Source organism: Nocardia sp. NPDC050710, from assembly GCF_040654375.1.
In the GTDB taxonomy this organism is placed as follows: Bacteria; Actinomycetota; Actinomycetes; order Mycobacteriales; family Mycobacteriaceae; genus Nocardia.
On sequence record NZ_JBFAHV010000002.1, the window covers coordinates 1 to 18,835 of the forward strand.

Annotated in this window: 2 protein-coding genes; both read left to right on the top strand. The window is 68.4% G+C overall.

Annotated elements, in window-relative coordinates; all coding sequences use genetic code 11:
• Nucleotides 1-1,665: thioesterase domain-containing protein (locus AB0H61_RS06080; protein WP_357299947.1), on the top strand; the 1,665-nt coding region annotated here is incomplete at its 5' end.
• A gap of 195 nt (nt 1,666-1,860) precedes the next feature.
• Nucleotides 1,861-18,606: an amino acid adenylation domain-containing protein gene (locus AB0H61_RS06085; protein ID WP_357299950.1), complete on the top strand. Its 16,746-nt coding sequence runs from the start codon at nt 1,861-1,863 to the stop codon at nt 18,604-18,606.
• The last annotated feature ends 229 nt before the right edge of the window (nt 18,607-18,835 follow it).

The window sequence follows — 18,835 nt, forward strand, 5'->3', positions numbered from 1 at the left end:
CAGATTGCGGGCAGTCCGGTCACCATCGGCCGTCCGGTGGATGGTATTGCGGCGCTGGTGCTGGATGCCCGGTTGAATCCGGTGCCGCCGGGTGTTGTGGGTGAGTTGTATCTGGCGGGTGTGGCGATGGCGCGTGGTTATCACGACCGGCCGGATCTGACCGCCGATCGCTTCGTCGCCTACCCCTCGGGTGATCCGGGCGAGCGGATGTATCGCACGGGCGACCTGGTCCGTTGGGTCCCGGCGCTACGACGTGACGACACGGAGGTATCGCCGGGCGGATGGGAGATGGAGTTCCTGGGCCGTACCGATTTCCAGGTGAAGATTCGTGGTTTCCGTATCGAGCTGGGTGAGATCGATGCGGTGCTCGGTGGGCATGACCGGGTCGAGTGGGTCACCACGGTCGGTCGTGAGAATGCGGCCGGGGCCATGGTTTTGGTGTCGTATGTGTTGCCGGTGTCGGGTGCGAGTCTGGATCCCGTGGCATTGACGGAGTTCGCGGCGCGGAGTTTGCCGCAGCATATGGTGCCTGCGGCGGTGGTGTTGCTCGATGAGGTTCCGTTGACTGCGGTGGGCAAGGTGGATCGTCGGGCGTTGCCGGAGCCGGAGTTGGTCGAGCGGCCGTATCGGGAACCGGCGACCCCGCTGGAGCGGGCCGTAGCCGAGGTGTTCGCGGACGTTCTCGGTGTGGAGCGCGTCGGCGTCGACGACGACTTCTTCGCCTTGGGCGGTACGTCGCTGGTTGCCACCAAGGCGGTGAGCCGGTTGCGCACGGTGACCGGTGCCCAGCTCCGCGTGCAATGGTTCTTCACCGATTCCACGGTGGCCGGTCTGAGTCGGCGGATCGCGTCGGCGCTCGCCGATGACCTCGACTTCGAGGAGGATTCGGAGGTTGCACTCGCCGTGCTGCTGCCGATCCGAGCCGAGGGAGTCGCACCCGCGTTGTTCGCGATCCATCCGCTGTACGGGTTGTCGTGGTGCTATACGGGCTTCGCGCGGTATGTGGGTGCGGATCGTCCCGTTTATGGTGTGCAGTCGCCCGCGTTGTCGGAGCCGGATTATTTGCCGGAGTCGCTGGATGAGCTGGTGGCTCGCTATGTGGCGGAGATCCGGTCGGTGCAGCCGGAAGGTCCGTATCACCTGCTCGGTTGGTCGATCGGTGGTGTGCTCGCTCATGCGGTCGCGGTGGCGTTGCAGGCGGTCGGGGCCGAGGTGGGCGCGCTGGTGATGCTCGACAGCGCGATCAGTCGTGATGTCACCGACCTGCACTCCGATATCGCCACCTTGTTCGCCGAGATGGGCGTACCGGGCGCGGCCCTGGTACTCGACGGCGATGATGTCGACGATCTGAGCGAGGAGGCGCTGACGGCGCTGCATGTCACCATCCCGGGCGAGTTGGCGGTGATCACCAAGGAGCGGTTGCGCCAGATCTACCGCAGCGCGGTGCGCTCGGCGCGGCTGGAGGCGGCACACGAGTTCGGGGTGTTCCGCGGTCGGCTGGATTACTTCAGCGCCGAGGGCAGCGACTTCGCGTCGACTTGGCGAGCGTACGTGGACGGTGCCATTATCGATCATCCGGTCGCGGCCAGCCATGAGATGTTGACCTCACCGGAGGTGCTGCAAATCCTCGGTCCGCAAGTAGGCGAACTACTCGATCCGAAATGAATGACTCGCTGGGTAGCCCGCATATCAGCGGGCTGTTCTACGAATCTGGTAACGATCGAGGTTTGTCCCTACGATGCACTCACGGAGGCGCTATGAAGGGGAGCACATCAACCGCCGATAGATAGATAGGGTGAGCTGCTTCATGGTTCGGGTGGTCGTGGATGACCTGTGCACAACGCAGGGACAGGTGTTCTCATGACGCGCCCGGGGCGTACCCGGCCGGTACGGAGTCAACGGTCGAGGACGAAGACATTTCCGCAGCTCCTGGCCGCGGCGGTGGAGGCGAATCCGACAGGTACGGCGGTGCGGTACGCCGATGCCGATTCGACGTCGGTGAGCTACGCGGAGCTCGATGCGTGGTCGACGCGGCTTGCGCGGTTGCTGATTGCCCGTGGTATCGGTCCCGAGGATCTTGTTGCTGTCGGTGTGCCACGGTCTATCGAGTCGATCGTGGCGGTGTGGGCCGTCGCGAAGGCCGGCGCCGGCTTCGTCCCGGTGGATCCCAATTACCCCGCTGATCGAGTCGCAAACATGGTGGCCGACTCCGGTGCGGTACTCGGCCTGACCGTCGCGACGGTGCGCGCCGCGCTGCCGGGGCTGGTGGAGTGGCTCGAGCTCGACGATATGGCGTCTGAGCTGGCCGCGGAATCCACCGAGCCGATCACCAATGCGGACCGGATGCGCCCATTGCGGGCCGAACACCCGGCCTATGTGATCTACACCTCGGGTTCCACGGGAGTCCCGAAGGGCGTAGTCGTCACCCAGGCCGGATTGGGTGGTCTGTGCGACGAGGAACGAGCCCGCTACCGGGCAGGCGCGAACTCACGTGTGCTGCTGTTCGCATCGCCGTCCTTCGATGCCTCGATCTTCGAGATGCTGATGGCCATCGGCGCGGCGGCGACGATGGTGGTGGTGGCGCCGTCGGTGTACGGCGGTGACGAGTTGGCGGGTTTGCTGGCTCGGGAGCGGGTGACCCATGCGGTGATCACCCCGGCGGCGTTGGCGTCGGTGGATCCGTCCGGGCTGAACGAACTCGGCATGGTGATGGTCGCCGGTGAGGCGTGTCCACCGGATCTGGTGGGTCGCTGGGCGGTGCCGTTGCCCGGTGGCGCGACCCGTGAGTTCTTCAATGGTTACGGGCCGAGTGAGGCCACGATCATGACCAATTGCACGGTGCCGATGGTTGCGGGTGCGCCGGTGACGATCGGTGGTCCGACCCGGGGGGTTACCGAGTATGTGCTGGACGACCGGTTGACGCCGGTCCCCGCCGGTGTGGTCGGTGAACTGTATGTGGCGGGTGCGCAGCTGGCCCGCGGTTACCTGGGGCGGGCCTCGCTGACGGCTGGACGGTTCGTCGCGAATCCTTTCGACGGTGGTTCTCGGCTGTATCGGACCGGTGATCTGGTGCGGTGGACGTCGGCTGGTGAGCTGGAGTATGTGGGTCGTAATGATTTCCAGGTGAAGGTCCGGGGTTTCCGGATCGAGTTGGGGGAGATCGATGCGGTGCTGGCCGGGCACGAGTCCGTGGATTTCGCGGTGACGGTGGGGCATACCCTCGACACAGGCGCCGCGATACTCGTCGCCTACGCGCACGCCGCGCCCGGGTACACGATCGAGGTCGATGCGCTGGCCGAGCTCGCCGCCCGGCGACTGCCCGCGCATATGGTGCCGACCATCATCATGGCGCTGGACCAGATCCCGCTCACGCCGGTGGGCAAGCTGGATCGAGCGGCGCTGCCCCCACCCCAATTGCGGGCCAAGACCTACCGCGCGCCGTGCGGGCGCTTGGAAACCCTCGTGGCCACGGTCTTCACGGACCTGCTCGCCGCGGCGGATCCGATCGGCGCGGATGACGACTTCTTCGCGCTCGGCGGGAATTCGCTGATCGCGACGCGGGTGATCGCCCGGCTCGGCGCGGATCTGGACGCGCAGATTCCGGCCCGGCTGCTCTTCGATGCACCGACCGTGACCGGACTCGCGGCGCGCCTGGCGGAGCTCGAGGGCTCGGGTGGCACGCGGGCACTGGAACCGATGCCGCGTCCGGAGCACATTCCGCTATCGCTCGCGCAGCAGCGGATGTGGTTCCTGAACCGATTCGACCCCGAATCGGCGGCCAACAATATTCCGTTCGCGCTGCGGCTCACCGGTGCGCTCGACCCGGACGCGTTGCAGGCCGCCGTGGCGGATCTGATCGAGCGGCACGAGTCGCTGCGCACGGTGTACCCGGCCGTCGACGGCACCGGCTATCAGTCGGTGCTGCCCACACTGTGGGTGCTGCCGGATCTGACGCCCCAGCCGGTGCGCGCGGCCGAGCTGGAGGAATGGCTGCTCGGGTACGCGCTCGGCGGATTCGATGTGGCGGCCGCGGTGCCGCTGCGGATGGGTCTGGCCCGGCTTGCCGACGACCAGCACGTGATCGTGGTCGTGGTGCACCACATCGCCGCCGACGGCGCCTCGGTCGCGCCAATGGTGCGCGATCTGATGACCGCCTATGCGGCCAGGGCCGCGGGCGTGGCGCCGGGGTGGGCGCCGCTGCCGGTGCAGTATGCCGACTACACGCTGTGGCAGCGCGAGGTACTCGGCGACGAAGCGGATCCGCGATCGGTCGCGGCCGCCCAGATCGCCTATTGGCGGACGGCATTGGAGGGGCTGCCCGATCGGCTGGAGCTGCCGACGGACCGGCCGCGCCCGGGTGTGGCGTCCGGCCGCGGTGCGGTATTCCCGTTCGAGATCACCGCCGAAACCCACACCCGGCTCGCCGAGCTGGGTCACGATACCGGCGCCTCACTGTTCATGGTGGTGCACGCCGCGCTGGCGATCCTGCTGGCCCGGCTGTCCAATACCGACGATCTCGCCATCGGCACACCGGTGGCCGGTCGCGGTGAGCGGGCGCTCGACGACCTGATCGGCATGTTCGTCAACACGCTCGTGCTGCGCACTCGGATCGATCGTGGCGCGACATTCCTCGATCTGCTGAATGCCACCAAAGAGACCGATCTGGCCGCGTTTTCGCACGCCGAGCTGCCATTCGAGCGTCTGGTCGAGGTCTTGGACCCGGTGCGCTCGCAGGCGCACCACCCGTTGTTCCAGGTGGCGCTGTTCTTCCAGAATATGGACAGGGCCGTCCTCGAACTGCCCGGATCGACGGCGGAGACGGTCGATTTCGACGGTGCGGTAGCCAAATTCGATTTGCAGCTGACCCTGGTGCCGCGCGAGGAGAACGGTGCTCCGGCGGGTCTGTCGGCACTGTTCACCTATGCCACCGATCTTTTCGACGAGTCGAGCGTCGCGCTGTTCGCCGACCGGCTCGATCGCGTCCTCACGGCGGTCACCGCCGACCCGTATCGCTCGCTGGACACGATCGAATTGCTGGCGCCGGTCGAACGGGACCGGATCCTGCTGGACTGGAACGACACCAGGCACGCGGTCGGCTCGGAACTGCTGCTCGACGGCTATCGCCGCGCGGTGCGTGCATACCCCGATGCGGTCGCGGTAACCTACGAGGGCGTCACGCTGACCTACCGCGAATTCGATGCGCAGGTCAATCGCCTTGCCCGAGTGCTGATTTCGCGTGGCGTCGGCGCGGAGTCGCTGGTGGGTCTGGCGATTCGGCGGTCGCTGGACCTGGTGGTCGGCATGTACGCGATCGTCACCGCGGGTGGTGCGTATGTGCCGCTGGATCCGGATCATCCGGCCGAGCGCATCGGGCACATCCTGGATACCGCGCAGCCCCTCTGTGTGCTCAGCACCACCGCGGATGCCGGTGCGGTGCCGGACGGTACGGCGGTGGTGCTGATCGACACGCTGCGCCTGGACAGGTTGCCGGTTTCGCCGCTGCAGCCGGCCGAGCTGCTGCGCCCGGTGCTGCCGCAGCACGTCGCGTACGTCATTTTCACCTCGGGTTCGACGGGCAGGCCCAAGGGTGTGGCGATTTCGCATGCCGCGATCCACAACCAGACCAGCTGGATGCTCGCGGAGTATCCGCTCGGTCCCGACGACGTCTATATCCAGAAGACCGCGACGACCTTCGACGTCTCGCTGTGGGGCTTCTTCATGCCGCTGCGGGTCGGCGCCACGCTGGTGGTGGCGACGCCGGACGGTCATCGCGATCCCGAGTATGTCGCGGAAACCATTGCGGCACAACGGGTCACCGTCACCGACTTCGTGCCGTCGATGCTGACGGTATTCGCCACCCACGCGCGCCCCGAACTGCTGACCACCCTGCGGCATGTCTTCGCCATCGGTGAGGCGCTGCCGCCGGAGACGGTCGCCGCATTCGCCGCGGTCTCCGATGCCGCGCTGCACAACCTGTACGGCCCGACCGAGGCCGCAGTCTCGGTGACCTACCGGCAGGCCGATGCCTCCGCGACCACCACCGTGCCGATCGGGATTCCGCAGTGGAACACCCAGGTGTACGTGCTGGATTCGCGTCTGCGCGTGGTGCCCGCCGGTGTGGTCGGTGAGCTGTATCTGGCCGGTGACCAGCTGGCCCGTGGGTATGTGCGCCGTCCCGATCTCACCTCGGATCGGTTCGTGGCCAACCCCTTCGGATTCGGCGAGCGCATGTACCGCACCGGTGACCTGGTGGTGTGGCGCGCCGAAGACACCGGCTCGGCCACGCTGGAATATCTGGGCCGTACCGACTTCCAGGTGAAGTTCCGGGGTCAGCGCATCGAACTCGGCGAGATCGAGACCGCCCTGCTGGCACTACCCGAGGTCAGCCAGGCGGTCGCGGTGGTCGCCGCGGGTCCGACCGGTGATCAGCTGGTGGGTTATGTGGTCGCGGCCCCGGGGTACGCGCCGGATCCGGTCGTCCTGCGCGACCGGATCGCCGAGGTGTTGCCCTCTTATATGGTGCCGTCCACGGTGCTGGTGCTGGATGCGCTGCCGCTGAACACCTCGGGCAAGCTGGATCGCAAGGCGCTGCCCGCGCCCGTCTTCGAGACCAGGACCTTCACCCCGCCCGCGACCGCGCTCGAGGAGGCGGTGGCCGCGGTCTTCGGTGAGGTGCTCGGCCTCGGGCAGGTCGGCCGTGACGATGATTTCTTCGCCCTCGGCGGTAACTCGCTCAGCGCCACCCGGGTCGCGGCCCGGCTCGGCGCCGCGCTCGACGCCCACGTGCCGGTCCGGCTCCTCTTCGAAGTGTCGACGGTCGCCGGCCTGGCGGGCCGGGTCGAGCTCACCGACGCGGGGCGTCCCGCGCTGGTGGCCGGACCACGGCCGGATGTCGTGCCGCTCTCGCTGGCGCAACAGCGGATGTGGTTCCTGAACCAGTTCGACACCGACGCCGCGGCCTACAACCTCCCGGTCGCCGTCCAGCTCACCGGTGCGCTCGATATCGACGCGCTGCGCGCCGCCGCCCTGGATATCGTGACCCGCCACGAGACTCTGCGCACCTACTATCCGCAGTCCGATGCGGACCCCGCGCAGGTGATCCTCACGCCCGCGCAGGCCGCGCCCGATCTGACGCCGATCGTGGTGGGGGAGGATGAGCTCTACCAGCGGGTGGCCGAGATCGCCGCCGCCGGTTTCGATGTGGCGGCGGCCGTGCCGCTGCGGATGGCGCTGTTCGAGGTCGAGGAGCGGCCCGAGGAGCGGGTGCTGCTGGTGGTGGTGCACCACATCGCCGCCGACGGCTGGTCGATCGGCGCGCTCACCCGGGATGTGATGGCGGCCTATGCGGCCCGCGCGCAAGGGGTGGAACCGAACTGGACGCCGCTGCCGGTGCAGTACGCGGACTACGCGCTGTGGCAGCGGGCGCTGCTGGGTGAATCCTCGAATCCGGAATCGCTGGCGGCCAAGCAGATCCAGTTCTGGCAGCGCACCCTCGCCGACCTGCCGGAGGAGTCGACCCTGCCGCTGGACCGGCCGCGCCCCGCGACCCAGTCCTACCAGGGCGGCGCCGTCAGCTTCCGGGTCGACGCGGCAACCCACCGTGGGCTGCGCGAATTGGCGCGCGCCGCGAACGCGACCGTATTCATGGTGGTGCATACCGCATTGGCGGTCCTGCTGGCCAGGATGGGCGGCACCGACGACGTCGCCATCGGCACCCCGGTCGCTGGTCGCGGTGCGGCCGAACTCGACGATGTGATCGGCATGTTCGTCAACACCGTGGTGTTGCGCACCGTGCTCGATCCCGGCGAATCCTTCACCGCGCTGCTGGCCCGCCAGCGGGAGGCGGATCTGGCCGCGTTCGCGCACGCCGACATTCCGTTCGAGCAGCTGGTCGAGGTGCTGGCCCCGGTGCGTTCCACCGGACGCACCCCGCTGTTCCAAGTGGCGCTGTCCTTCCTGAACCTGCCCGCCGGTGATTTCGAACTGCCCGGCCTGAGCATCCGCGCCCTCGACGCGCCCATCGATGTCGAGCGCTTCGACATGCAGATGAATATCGCCGAGGGCTCGGTGACCGGCGGCGACGGCATGGCCGGTGAATTGACCTACGCCCGTGATCTTTTCGACGCCTCGACGGTCCGGTCCTGCGCGGAGCGATTCGTGCGCCTGCTGCGCGAGATCGTGTCCGCGCCGGGGGCCGCGGTGGGTGATCTGCGCCTGCTGTCGGATGCCGAATCGGATCGCCTGACCCGGATGAGCGGGCCCGTCGTGACCGCCACCGGCACCCTGCCGGACCTGTTGGCCGCGGCCGCCGCGCACGATCCCGCCGCGGCGGCGGTACAGGATCGCGACCGGATCCTGAGTTACCGCGAATTGGACTCGCGCTCTTCGCAGTTGGCACGTGAACTGATCGACCGCGGCGTCGGCCCCGGCGATCTGGTCGCCATCGGCATCCAGCGGTCGCTGGAGTCGGTGCTGTCGTTCTGGGCGGTGGCGAAGTCCGGCGCCGGCTTCGTGCCGGTGGATCCGAACTATCCGCCGGAGCGGGTCGCGCATATGCTGACCGACTCCGGTGCCGTACTCGGCGTGACAGTCGGTGCCGTCCGCGACGGCCTGCTCGATACTGTCGAATGGCTGGTGCTGGACGATCCGGAATTCGGGTCACTCGTCGAACGACACAGCGGCGCACCGATTTCCGACGCTGATCGGATCCGCCCGGTGCGACACGCGCAGGTGGCCTACATGGTGTACACCTCCGGCTCGACCGGCGTGCCCAAGGGCGTCGCGGTCACCCACGCCGGTCTGGCGGGCTACAGCGCCGAACAGCGTGCGCGATTCGCGGTGACGCCCGAATCGCGCACCCTGCACTTCGCCACCCCGAGCTTCGACGGCGCGGTGCTGGAATTGCTGCTGGCCACCGGCGCGGCGAGCACCATGGTGATCGCGCCGACCGATGTCTACGGCGGCGCCGATCTGGCCGAACTGCTGCGCGCCGAACGGGTGTCGCACATGTTCATCACGGCGGCGGCGCTGGCCTCGATCGATCCCACCGGGCTGACCGATCTGCGCGCGGTCTTCACCGGCGGCGAGACCTGGTCCCCGGATCTGGTGCGCCGCTGGGCGATCGACGGCAGGCAGTTCCACAATGCCTACGGCCCCACCGAAACCACCATCATCGTCAACTTCAGCGAGCCATTGACGCCCGGCGCCGAGGTAACCATCGGCGGCCCGATCCGCGGCATCACCGAATGGGTGCTGGACGAGCGGCTGCATCCGGTTCCGGTCGGTGTCGCGGGCGAGTTGTATATCGCCGGTGACCAGGTGGCCAACGGCTACCACCGGCGGCCGAGCCTGACCGCGAGCCGGTTCGTGGCCTGCCCCTGGCAGCCCGGCGTGCGGATGTACCGCACCGGCGACGTGGTGCGCTGGACCCGGCGAGGCGAGATCGAATTCGTCGGCCGCAACGATTTCCAGGTGAAGGTGCGCGGCTTCCGCATCGAACTGGGTGAGATCGACGCGGTACTGGCCGATCACGAGACCGTCGATTTCGCGGTGACCGTCGGCCGCAAACTGGCCGGCGGCAGCACCGGGCTGGTGTCGTATGTGCACGCCGCGCCCGGGCGGTCCATAGATATCGCCGAGCTGACCGCCTACGCGCAGCAGAAGATGCCCGCGCATATGGTGCCGACCTCGATGATGGTGCTGGACGAGATCCCGTTGACCCAGGTCGGCAAGCTGGACCGGAAGGCATTGCCGGAGCCCGTCTTCGAGACGTCGATCTTCCGCGCTCCCGCCACCGCGGCGGAACAGGCGGTCGCCGAGATCTACGCCGAGGTGCTCGGCGTGGACCGGGTCGGCGTGGACGACGACTTCTTCGCACTCGGCGGCAACTCGCTCAGCGCCACCCGGGTGACGGCCCGGCTCGGCGCGGCGCTGGATATCCAGGTGCCGGTGCGGTTGCTGTTCGAGGCGCCGACGGTCGAGGCGCTGGCCGCCAGGGTGGAGATCGGGACCGGCGGCGGGCGACCCGCGCTGATCGCGGGTCCGCGCCCGGATCTGGTGCCGCTGTCGCTGGCCCAGCAGCGGATGTGGTTCCTCAACCAATTCGATACCGCGTCCGCCGCGTACAACATCCCGGTCGCCGTACGGCTGACCGGTGCGCTCGAGCTCGAGGCGCTGCAGCAGGCGGTGGCCGATGTGGTCGACCGGCACGAGATCCTGCGCACCTCCTACCCGCAGACTCCCGACGGCCCGGTCCAGGTGATCCGGCCGACCGGTACCTCGGTCCCGGTGCTGACACCGATCGTGGTCGACGCGGCCGAGTTGCCCGCCCGGCTGGGCGAGGTGATCGATGCGGGCTTCGATGTGGTCGCCGAGGTGCCGCTGCGGGTGGCGCTGTTCCGGGTCGACGGCGCCTCCGATGATCACGTCATCGTCTTCGTCGTACACCACATCGCTGGTGACGGCTGGTCGATGGGCCCGCTGACCCGCGATGTCATGACCGCATATGCCGCTCGCGTACACGGGACGGCGCCGGGCTGGGCGCCGCTGCCGGTGCAGTACGCCGACTTCAGCGTCTGGCAGCGCGCGGTGCTCGGCGCCGAGGACAATCCGGAGTCGGTCGCCGCCGCGCAGATCGCCTTCTGGCGCGACGAATTGGCCGGGCTGCCCGAGGAATCCACCCTCCGCGGGGATCGCCCCCGGCCGAGTGCGCCGAGTTACCGTGGCGGCGCCATCGATTTCGTCGTGGACCCCGCGGTGCGCGACGAGCTCGCGGCATTGGCGCATACCGCGAACGCGACGTTGTTCATGGTGGTGCACACCGCGCTCGCGGTTCTGGTGTCCCGGCTCTCCGGCGCCCGTGACCTGGCGATCGGCACACCCGTCGCCGGACGTGGCGATGCCGCGATCGACGATCTGATCGGCATGTTCGTCAATACCGTCGTGCTGCGCACCGAGATCGATCCCGGCGAATCCTTCACGGATCTGCTTGCCCGGCAACGGGAACGCGATCTGGCGGCCTTCGCCCATGCCGACATCCCGTTCGAGCGGCTGGTCGATGTGCTGGAGCCGGAGCGGTCGACCACCAGGTCACCGCTGTTCCAGGTGATGCTGGCCTTCCAGAACCTGCCCGGCGGCAGCTTCGAGTTGCCCGGATTGCGTGCGGGCACGGTGGAATTCGATGCCGCCGTGGAGAAGTTCGATCTGTCGCTCACCGTGCACGAGGTGCCGGGGCCGGACGATTCGCTCGCGCTGGCCTGCCGGCTCTCCTATGCCACCGATCTGTTCGACGAGGCGACCGCGGCCGATATCGCGCAGCGCTGGCAGCGCGTGATCCACACCATCGCCGCCGATCCGGCCGTCGCGATCGGCGCCATCGACGTGCTCGACGCCGCCGAGCGCATGGATCTCACCACCCGTGTGGGCGCGCCCGCGGTGGCGCCGCAGCCGCTGCCGGAACTACTCGCGGCCGCGGTCGCCCACGATCCACTGGCCCCGGCGCTGGTGTTCCGCGGCGCCACACTGTCCTACGGTGAGCTCGACGAGCGCTCGAATCGCCTGGCCCGCTTGCTGATCTCCCGGGGTATCGGCGCCGAGGATCTGGTCGCGGTCGCGATTCCGCGGTCCGCGGATTCGATGTTCGTCGCGCTGGCCGTCGCGAAGACCGGTGCGGCGTTCGTGCCGGTCGATCCGACCTATCCGGCCGATCGCATCGCGCATATGGTGGCCGATTCCGGTTCCCTCGCCGGCATCACCGTCGCCTCGGTGCGCGATGACCTGCCGGCGTCGGCGCACTGGCTGGTGCTCGAGAAAATGGATCTCGCCGCTTTCGACCCCGACCCGATCACCGATGCCGATCGGGTGCGACCGGTGCGCCCGGAGCATCCGGCCTATGTCATCTACACCTCCGGTTCGACGGGCGTACCCAAGGGCGTGGTGGTGACGCACCTCGGCCTTGCCAACTTCCGGGCCGAGCAGGTCGAACGTTATGAGCTCGACTCCTCTTCGCGTGCACTGCATTTCGCATCACCGAGCTTCGACGCCTCGATCCTCGAGCTGCTGCTGGCGCTCGGGTGCGGCGGTGCGCTGGTGATCGTGCCGCCGGGTGTGTACGGCGGCGAGGAGCTTTCCGAGCTGATCCGCGCCGAGCGGGTCACGCACGCGTTCATCACACCGTCCGCGCTCACCACCTTCGGTCCGGAGGGGCTGGACACGCTCCGGGTGCTGGTGGCGGGCGGCGAGGCCTGCCCGCCGGAGCTTGTCGCGAAATGGGCGGTGCCGCTGGGTGCTACGGGCGCGATGCGGGCATTGCACAATGGTTACGGTCCGACCGAGACCACCATCATGACCAATATCAGCGATCCGCTGGCGCCGGGTGACCGGGTGACCATCGGCGGCCCGATCCGGGGTATGCGTTCGCTGATCCTGGACGATCGGTTGCAGCCGGTTCCGGTGGGTGTGGCGGGCGAATTGTATTTGTCCGGAATCCAATTGGCGCGTGGCTACCATCGAAGGCCCGCGCTGACCGCGGACCGCTTCGTGGCCGATCCGTATGTGGCGGGTGCGCGCATGTACCGCACCGGTGACGTGGTCCGCTGGACGCACACCGGTGAGGTCGAATACGTCGGCCGCTCCGACTTCCAGGTGAAGGTGCGCGGTTTCCGCATCGAACTCGGCGAAATCGACGCCGCGCTGTCCTCGCACGAGACCGTCGACTTCGCGGTCACCATCGGGCACAAGAGCTCCACCGGCGCCACAACGCTGGTGTCGTATGTCGTCGCGGCGTCCGGAGCCTCGATCGATGTCGCGGCGCTCACCGCGCACGCCGAGGACCGGCTGCCCGGATATATGGTGCCCGCCTCGATCATGGTGCTGGACCAGGTGCCGCTCACCCCGGTGGGCAAATTGGACCGGAAGGCGTTGCCGGAGCCCGTTTTCGCGACCACGGTGTCGCGCGAGCCGGTCGGCGACCTGGAACAGCGCATCGCCGAACTCTTCGCCCAGGTGCTCGGCCTCGACCAGGTCGGCGTGGACGATCCGTTCTTCGCCATCGGCGGCGACAGCATCCTCTCGATTCAGCTGGTGTCGCGTGCCAAGGCGGCGGGCATCGTGTTCACCCCGCGCGATGTGTTCGAGCAGCGCACGGTGGCCGGGCTCGCCCAAGTGGCGAGCAAGGCCGCCGAGAACGAACAGGTGGTGCTCGCGGAACTGCCGGGTGGCGGGATCGGCCGGGTGCCGCTGACGCCGGTGCTCGCCACCTATCTGGCCGACGGCTCATTCGACCGGTTCTTCCAGAGCATGGTGCTCGGCCTGCCCGACGATATCGATGCGGCCGGTCTGGTGGAAACCATTACGGCCGTTGTCGATCACCACGACGCGCTGCGCGCCAGGGTGTGGCAGGTCGACGGCGCATGGCGTTACGAGACGCTGGCGCCCGAGGAGATCGACGTCACCGGCCTGATCGGCCGGATCGACGTGCCCGCCGGTGTCGACGACGACCAATTGCAGCAGATCGCCGCCGCGGCGATGGAGGAGACGGTCGCCGAACTGGATCCGGCCGCCGCCAAGATGATCGCCTTCACCTGGTTGGTGCGCCCCGATGCCCGCGATGTACTCGCCGTCGCCGCGCATCACTACGCGATCGACGGTGTGTCCTGGCGCATCGTCATCCCCGATCTCGCCATGGCATGGTCGCAGCGCGCCGCGGGGCAGCCGATCACCTTGCCCGGCACCGGGACCTCGATCCGGCGCTGGGCGCACGGTCTGGTGGAGATCGCCGCCTCGCCGCAGCGCCGGGAGGAAATCGATTTCTGGAAAGCCGTTGCGGCGACCCCGGATCCGCTGCTCGGCGTCCGCGCGCTGGATCCGGCGGTCGATACCCAGGCCACTGTGCGACGGATTCAGGTCAGGGTGCCGGTGGCGGTCGCCGAGAATGTGCTGACCAAGGTGCCCGCGCTGTACCAGGGTGGGGTCAACGACGGTCTGCTCGCGGCGCTGGCCATGGCGGTGCGCGCCTGGCGGGCCCGCCGCGGTGTCGACGCGCCGCGCACCCTGGTGAAGCTGGAGGGCCACGGCCGCGAGGAATCGGTGTTGCCCGGTGCGGATCTCACCCGCACCGTCGGCTGGTTCACCAACGTCTACCCCGTCGCGCTGGATCTGAGCGATATCGACGCCGAGACGGTCTTCGACGGTGGCGCGGCCACCGGAGCCGCGCTCAAGGCGGTCAAGGAACAGTTGCTGGCCATCCCGGACAAGGGCATCGGCTACGGCCTGCTGCGGCACCTGAACCCGGAGACCGCGGCCGAATTGCCCGGCCACCTCGGGCAGATCAGCTTCAACTATCTCGGCCGCGTGTCCGCGGGCGGCGTACCGGAAGGCCTGACCGCGCTCGGCTGGATGCCGACCGGTGAAGTCGGCCAGCACAATCCGGACCAGGATCACGGCATGCCCGCCGGTGCGGTCGTGGATATCAACGCCATCGTCAACGACGGCGACGACGGCCCGCGGATGGATGTGACGCTGCTCTACGCCGCCGACATCATCGGCGAGGCCGAAGTGTCGGAGTTGGCGCAGGACTGGATCGACGCACTGACCGCGCTGGCCCGGCACGCCGAGGATCCCGCGGCAGGCGGCCTGACCCCCTCGGATGTGCCGCTGGTCCGGGTCTCTCAGGCCGAGCTCGATGACTGGCAGCGTGAGCGCCCCGGCCTGACCGATGTGCTGCCGCTCTCGCCGCTGCAATCCGGTCTGCTGTTCTTGACCGAGCTCTCGGGCGCCGGAGCCGAACTCGGCGCGGCGTCGGTGGACGACTACATCATCCAGTTCACGCTGGAACTGTCCGGCCGCATCTACATCGACCGGATGCAGCGGGCGGCCCAGGGCGTGCTCGATCGGCATGCCAACCTGCGCACCGCCTTCGTCACCGCCTCGGACGGCACCCCGATGCAGGTGGTGGTGGATTCGGTCGAGGTGCCGTGGCAGGCCATCGACGGCGTGCCCGACGACGAACTGGCCGGCGTGCTCGCCGCCGAACAGCAGCGTCGCTTCGATCCGGCCGTCGCGCCGCTGGTGCGATTCGCCATGCACCGCACCATCTCCGGGCGCAGCTTCCTGACGCTGACCACCCACCACATCCTGGTCGACGGCTGGTCCATGCCGCTGCTGATGAAGGATCTGCTCGCCCTGTACGCGACCCGCGGCGACGCCTCGGTGCTGCCCCGGGTCCGGCCTTACCGCGACTACCTGGCGTGGCTGGCCGAGCAGGATCCCGAGGTCGCGCTGCGGACCTGGACCGAGGCGCTGACCGGGGCGGAGCCCACCCCGCTGGCGCCCGCACTGGCCGAACCCGCGGTGCCGGTGGCCGGGGTCGGCACCATCAAGTTCAACCTGTCCCCGGAGGAAACCGCGGCGCTGTCCGGATTCGCCACCGCGGCGGGCGTCACCATCAATACCGTCGTACAGGCGGCCTGGGCGCTGGTCATCGCGGTCAGCACCGATCGCACCGAGGCGATCTTCGGCGCAGCCGTCTCCGGACGGCCGCCGCAGCTCGACGGCATCGATTCGATGATCGGACTGTTCGTCAACACCATCCCGGTGCGGGTCCGGTTCGAGCCGGGCTGGACGGTGACCGAACTGTTGAGCCGGTTGCAGGCCGAACAGGCGGCCCTGCTCGACCACCACTATCTCGGTCTGGCCGATATCCAGCGCGGTATCGGCGTGGACGGTCTGTTCGACTCGCTGATGGCCTTCGAGTCGTATCCGATCGATACCGAGGGGCTGGCGGCCGCGAGCACCATCGACGGCATGTCCGTCACCGATCTCAAGGCGGTGAACTTCACCCACTATCCGGTCACGCTGTTGATCAACCTGGATGCGCAGCTGTGGGTGGAGATGCTCTACCAGCGCGAGTCGGTGGACAGCGCGGTCGCCCAGTCCGTCGCCGAGCGGCTGCGCATGCTGATCACGCAATTCGTGGCGGCGCCGCAGCGCACCCTCGCGGCGACCAAGCTGCTGCTGAGAACCGAACGCTTCGTGCTGGATGCGATGAACCGGACCGACGCGCCCCTCGTGGCCGACGACGCCACCCTGGTGTCGCTGTTCCACGCGCAGTGCGAACGGACCCCGGACGCCCCCGCGGTCACCTACGGCGAGCAGACGCTGACCTACGCCGAACTGCGCGCCCGGGCCAACGCATTGGCCGGTGCGCTGATGCGGCGCGGCGCCGGACCGGAGACCCTGGTCGCCGTCGCGATGCGGCGCTCGATCGACCTGGTGGTGGCGATCTACGCGGTGCTGGAGTCCGGTGCGGGCTACGTGCCGGTCGATCCGGACCACCCGGTGGAGCGCAACGACTATGTGCTCACCAGTGCGGCGCCGCTATTCGTGCTGACCACGGGCGCCGATGCCTTCCGTACCGACACCGCGACACCGGTTTTCGACCTCGCGGCGCTCACCGCGGGGGCCGGTTCGGAGTCGATGCCTGCGGTGCGGCCGGGGAATCTGGCCTACGTCATCTACACCTCGGGTTCCACCGGGCGGCCGAAGGGCGTGATGATCACGCACCGGCAGATGGTGAACCAATTCCGCTGGTGTCAAACGGCGTATCCGCACGACGGCTCCGATGTGGTCCTGCACAAGACCCCCATTACCTTCGACATCTCGACATGGGAGCTGTTCTGGCCCTTGCAGACCGGCGCCCGGCTGGTCATCGCGGAACCGGACGGCCACCGCGATCCTCGCTATCTCGCCGATCTGATCGAGCGTGAATCCGTCAGTACGGTGCATTTCGTGCCCTCGATGCTGGACGCGTTCCTCGATCTCGCGCCGGAGTTGCCGACCGCGATGCCGCGGCGGGTCTTCGCCGCGGGCGAGGCGCTCGGCACGGCCACGGTCGACCGGTTCGACGCGGCACTGCCCGGCGTGCTGTACAACTGGTACGGCCCGGCCGAGGCCACCGTGGTGACCGCCTGCCGCGCCGACGGTGCCGACCGGCGCGGTCCGGTGCCGATCGGTTCACCGGTGGCCAATACCCGGGTGTACGTGCTGGATCGGCAGCTGCGCCAGGTGCCGTTCGGTGCGCCGGGCGAGTTGTATGTGGCCGGGGTGCAATTGGCGCGCGGCTACATCGGTGCGCCCGGGCTGACCGCGGAACGGTTCGTCGCCGATCCATACCGACCCGGCGCGCGGCTGTACCGCACCGGCGATATCGTGCGGCTGTCCCGCGGCGGTCTGGAGTATCTGGGCCGCGCCGATTTCCAGGTCAAGATCCGCGGTCAGCGCATCGAGCTCGGCGAGATCGAAACCGTCCTGCTGCACCATGATTCGATCGCCCACGCGGCGGTCGCGGTGGTGCCGGAGCCGGATCGTCTGGTCGCCTACGTGGTGCCCGCGCCCGGCCGGACCGTATCGGAGCGGAGCCTGATCGAGTACGCGCGCGCCGGACTCCCGTCTTATATGGTGCCCGCGGTCGTCGTCGTGCTGTCCGAGCTGCCGCTGAACGCCAGCGGCAAGCTGGACCGCAAGGCGCTTCCGGTGCCGGAGTTCACCGCCCGTGCCTTCCGTGCGCCGGTCACCGCGATGCAACGCATGGTCGCCGAGGTATTCGAGGAGGTACTCGGGCTGGACCGGGTCGGTCTGGACGACGACTTCTTCGCGCTCGGCGGCACCAGTCTGGTGGCCAGCCAGGTGGTGCACCGGCTGCGCAAGCTCACCGGCGTCGAACTGCGGGTGCAATGGTTCTTCCTGGCCCCGACCGTGCAGGCGCTCGCCGATCGGCTCGCCGCCGCGCGTGAGGGCGGCATCGACTACGACGCCGAATCCGATGCCGCGCTCGGCTTGCTGCTGCCGATCCGGGCGACCGGTTCCGAGTCGCCGCTGTTCTGCATCCACCCGATGTACGGCCTGGCCTGGTGCTACACCGGGCTGATCCAGTACGTGGACGAACAGCGCCCGATCTACGGCGTGCAGGCCGCCGCGCTGTCGGAGGACGGCCCGCCCCCGGCCTCGCTGTATGCCATGGCGCAGCGGTACGCCGACGAAATCGTGGCCGCGCAACCGGAGGGGCCGTACCGCCTGCTCGGCTGGTCGCTCGGCGGGGTGCTCGCCCACGAGATCGCGGTCCGGCTGCGGGCGTCGGGCCGCGAGGTGGCGCTGCTGGCCATGCTGGACAGCGATCACAGCTTCGACCTGACCACCTGGCGCACCACGATGGTGGAGATGCTGGCCGAACTCGGCATCGGCGGGTTGAGCATCGAGCAGCTCGATGTGCTGTCCGAAGCGGACTTCACCAAAATGCACGATCTGATCCCCGCCGAGATGGTCGGCATGACCCGCGATCGGCTGCGGCGCATCTACACCAGCGCCATGGTCTCGGTCGGTCTCACCCAGACCTACGAGCCGGGTGTGTTCGACGGCACCATCGAGTTCTTCCGCGCGGCCGACGACGCCCGCCGCACCCACGACGTGATCGAGGCGTGGCGGCCCTACGCGGCCGCGGTGATCGACCATCCGGTGCCGACGGTGCACGAGCTGATGACCCAGCCGGAGGCCCTCGTCGAGATCGGTCCGGTACTCGATAAATTGTTGCGCGAGGGAGGCGGCGATCGCTGAGCCAACGGTGTTGCCGTCGCGTTATCCGGCTACCGGTCGGTTGTGCATGAATTGTCCTGGTCAGGCATGATGGGGCAACGTTCAGGTAACAACGCCCTCTATTGTCACGACTACATAGACCGTATGGTCGGGCGTGCCGTTGATCGAGCGGGGCGCCCACGGCCAAGGGAAGCCCACCCCTCATCCCGATACGAAGTGAAGGTGCGAAATTGATACGTCGACAGACCCG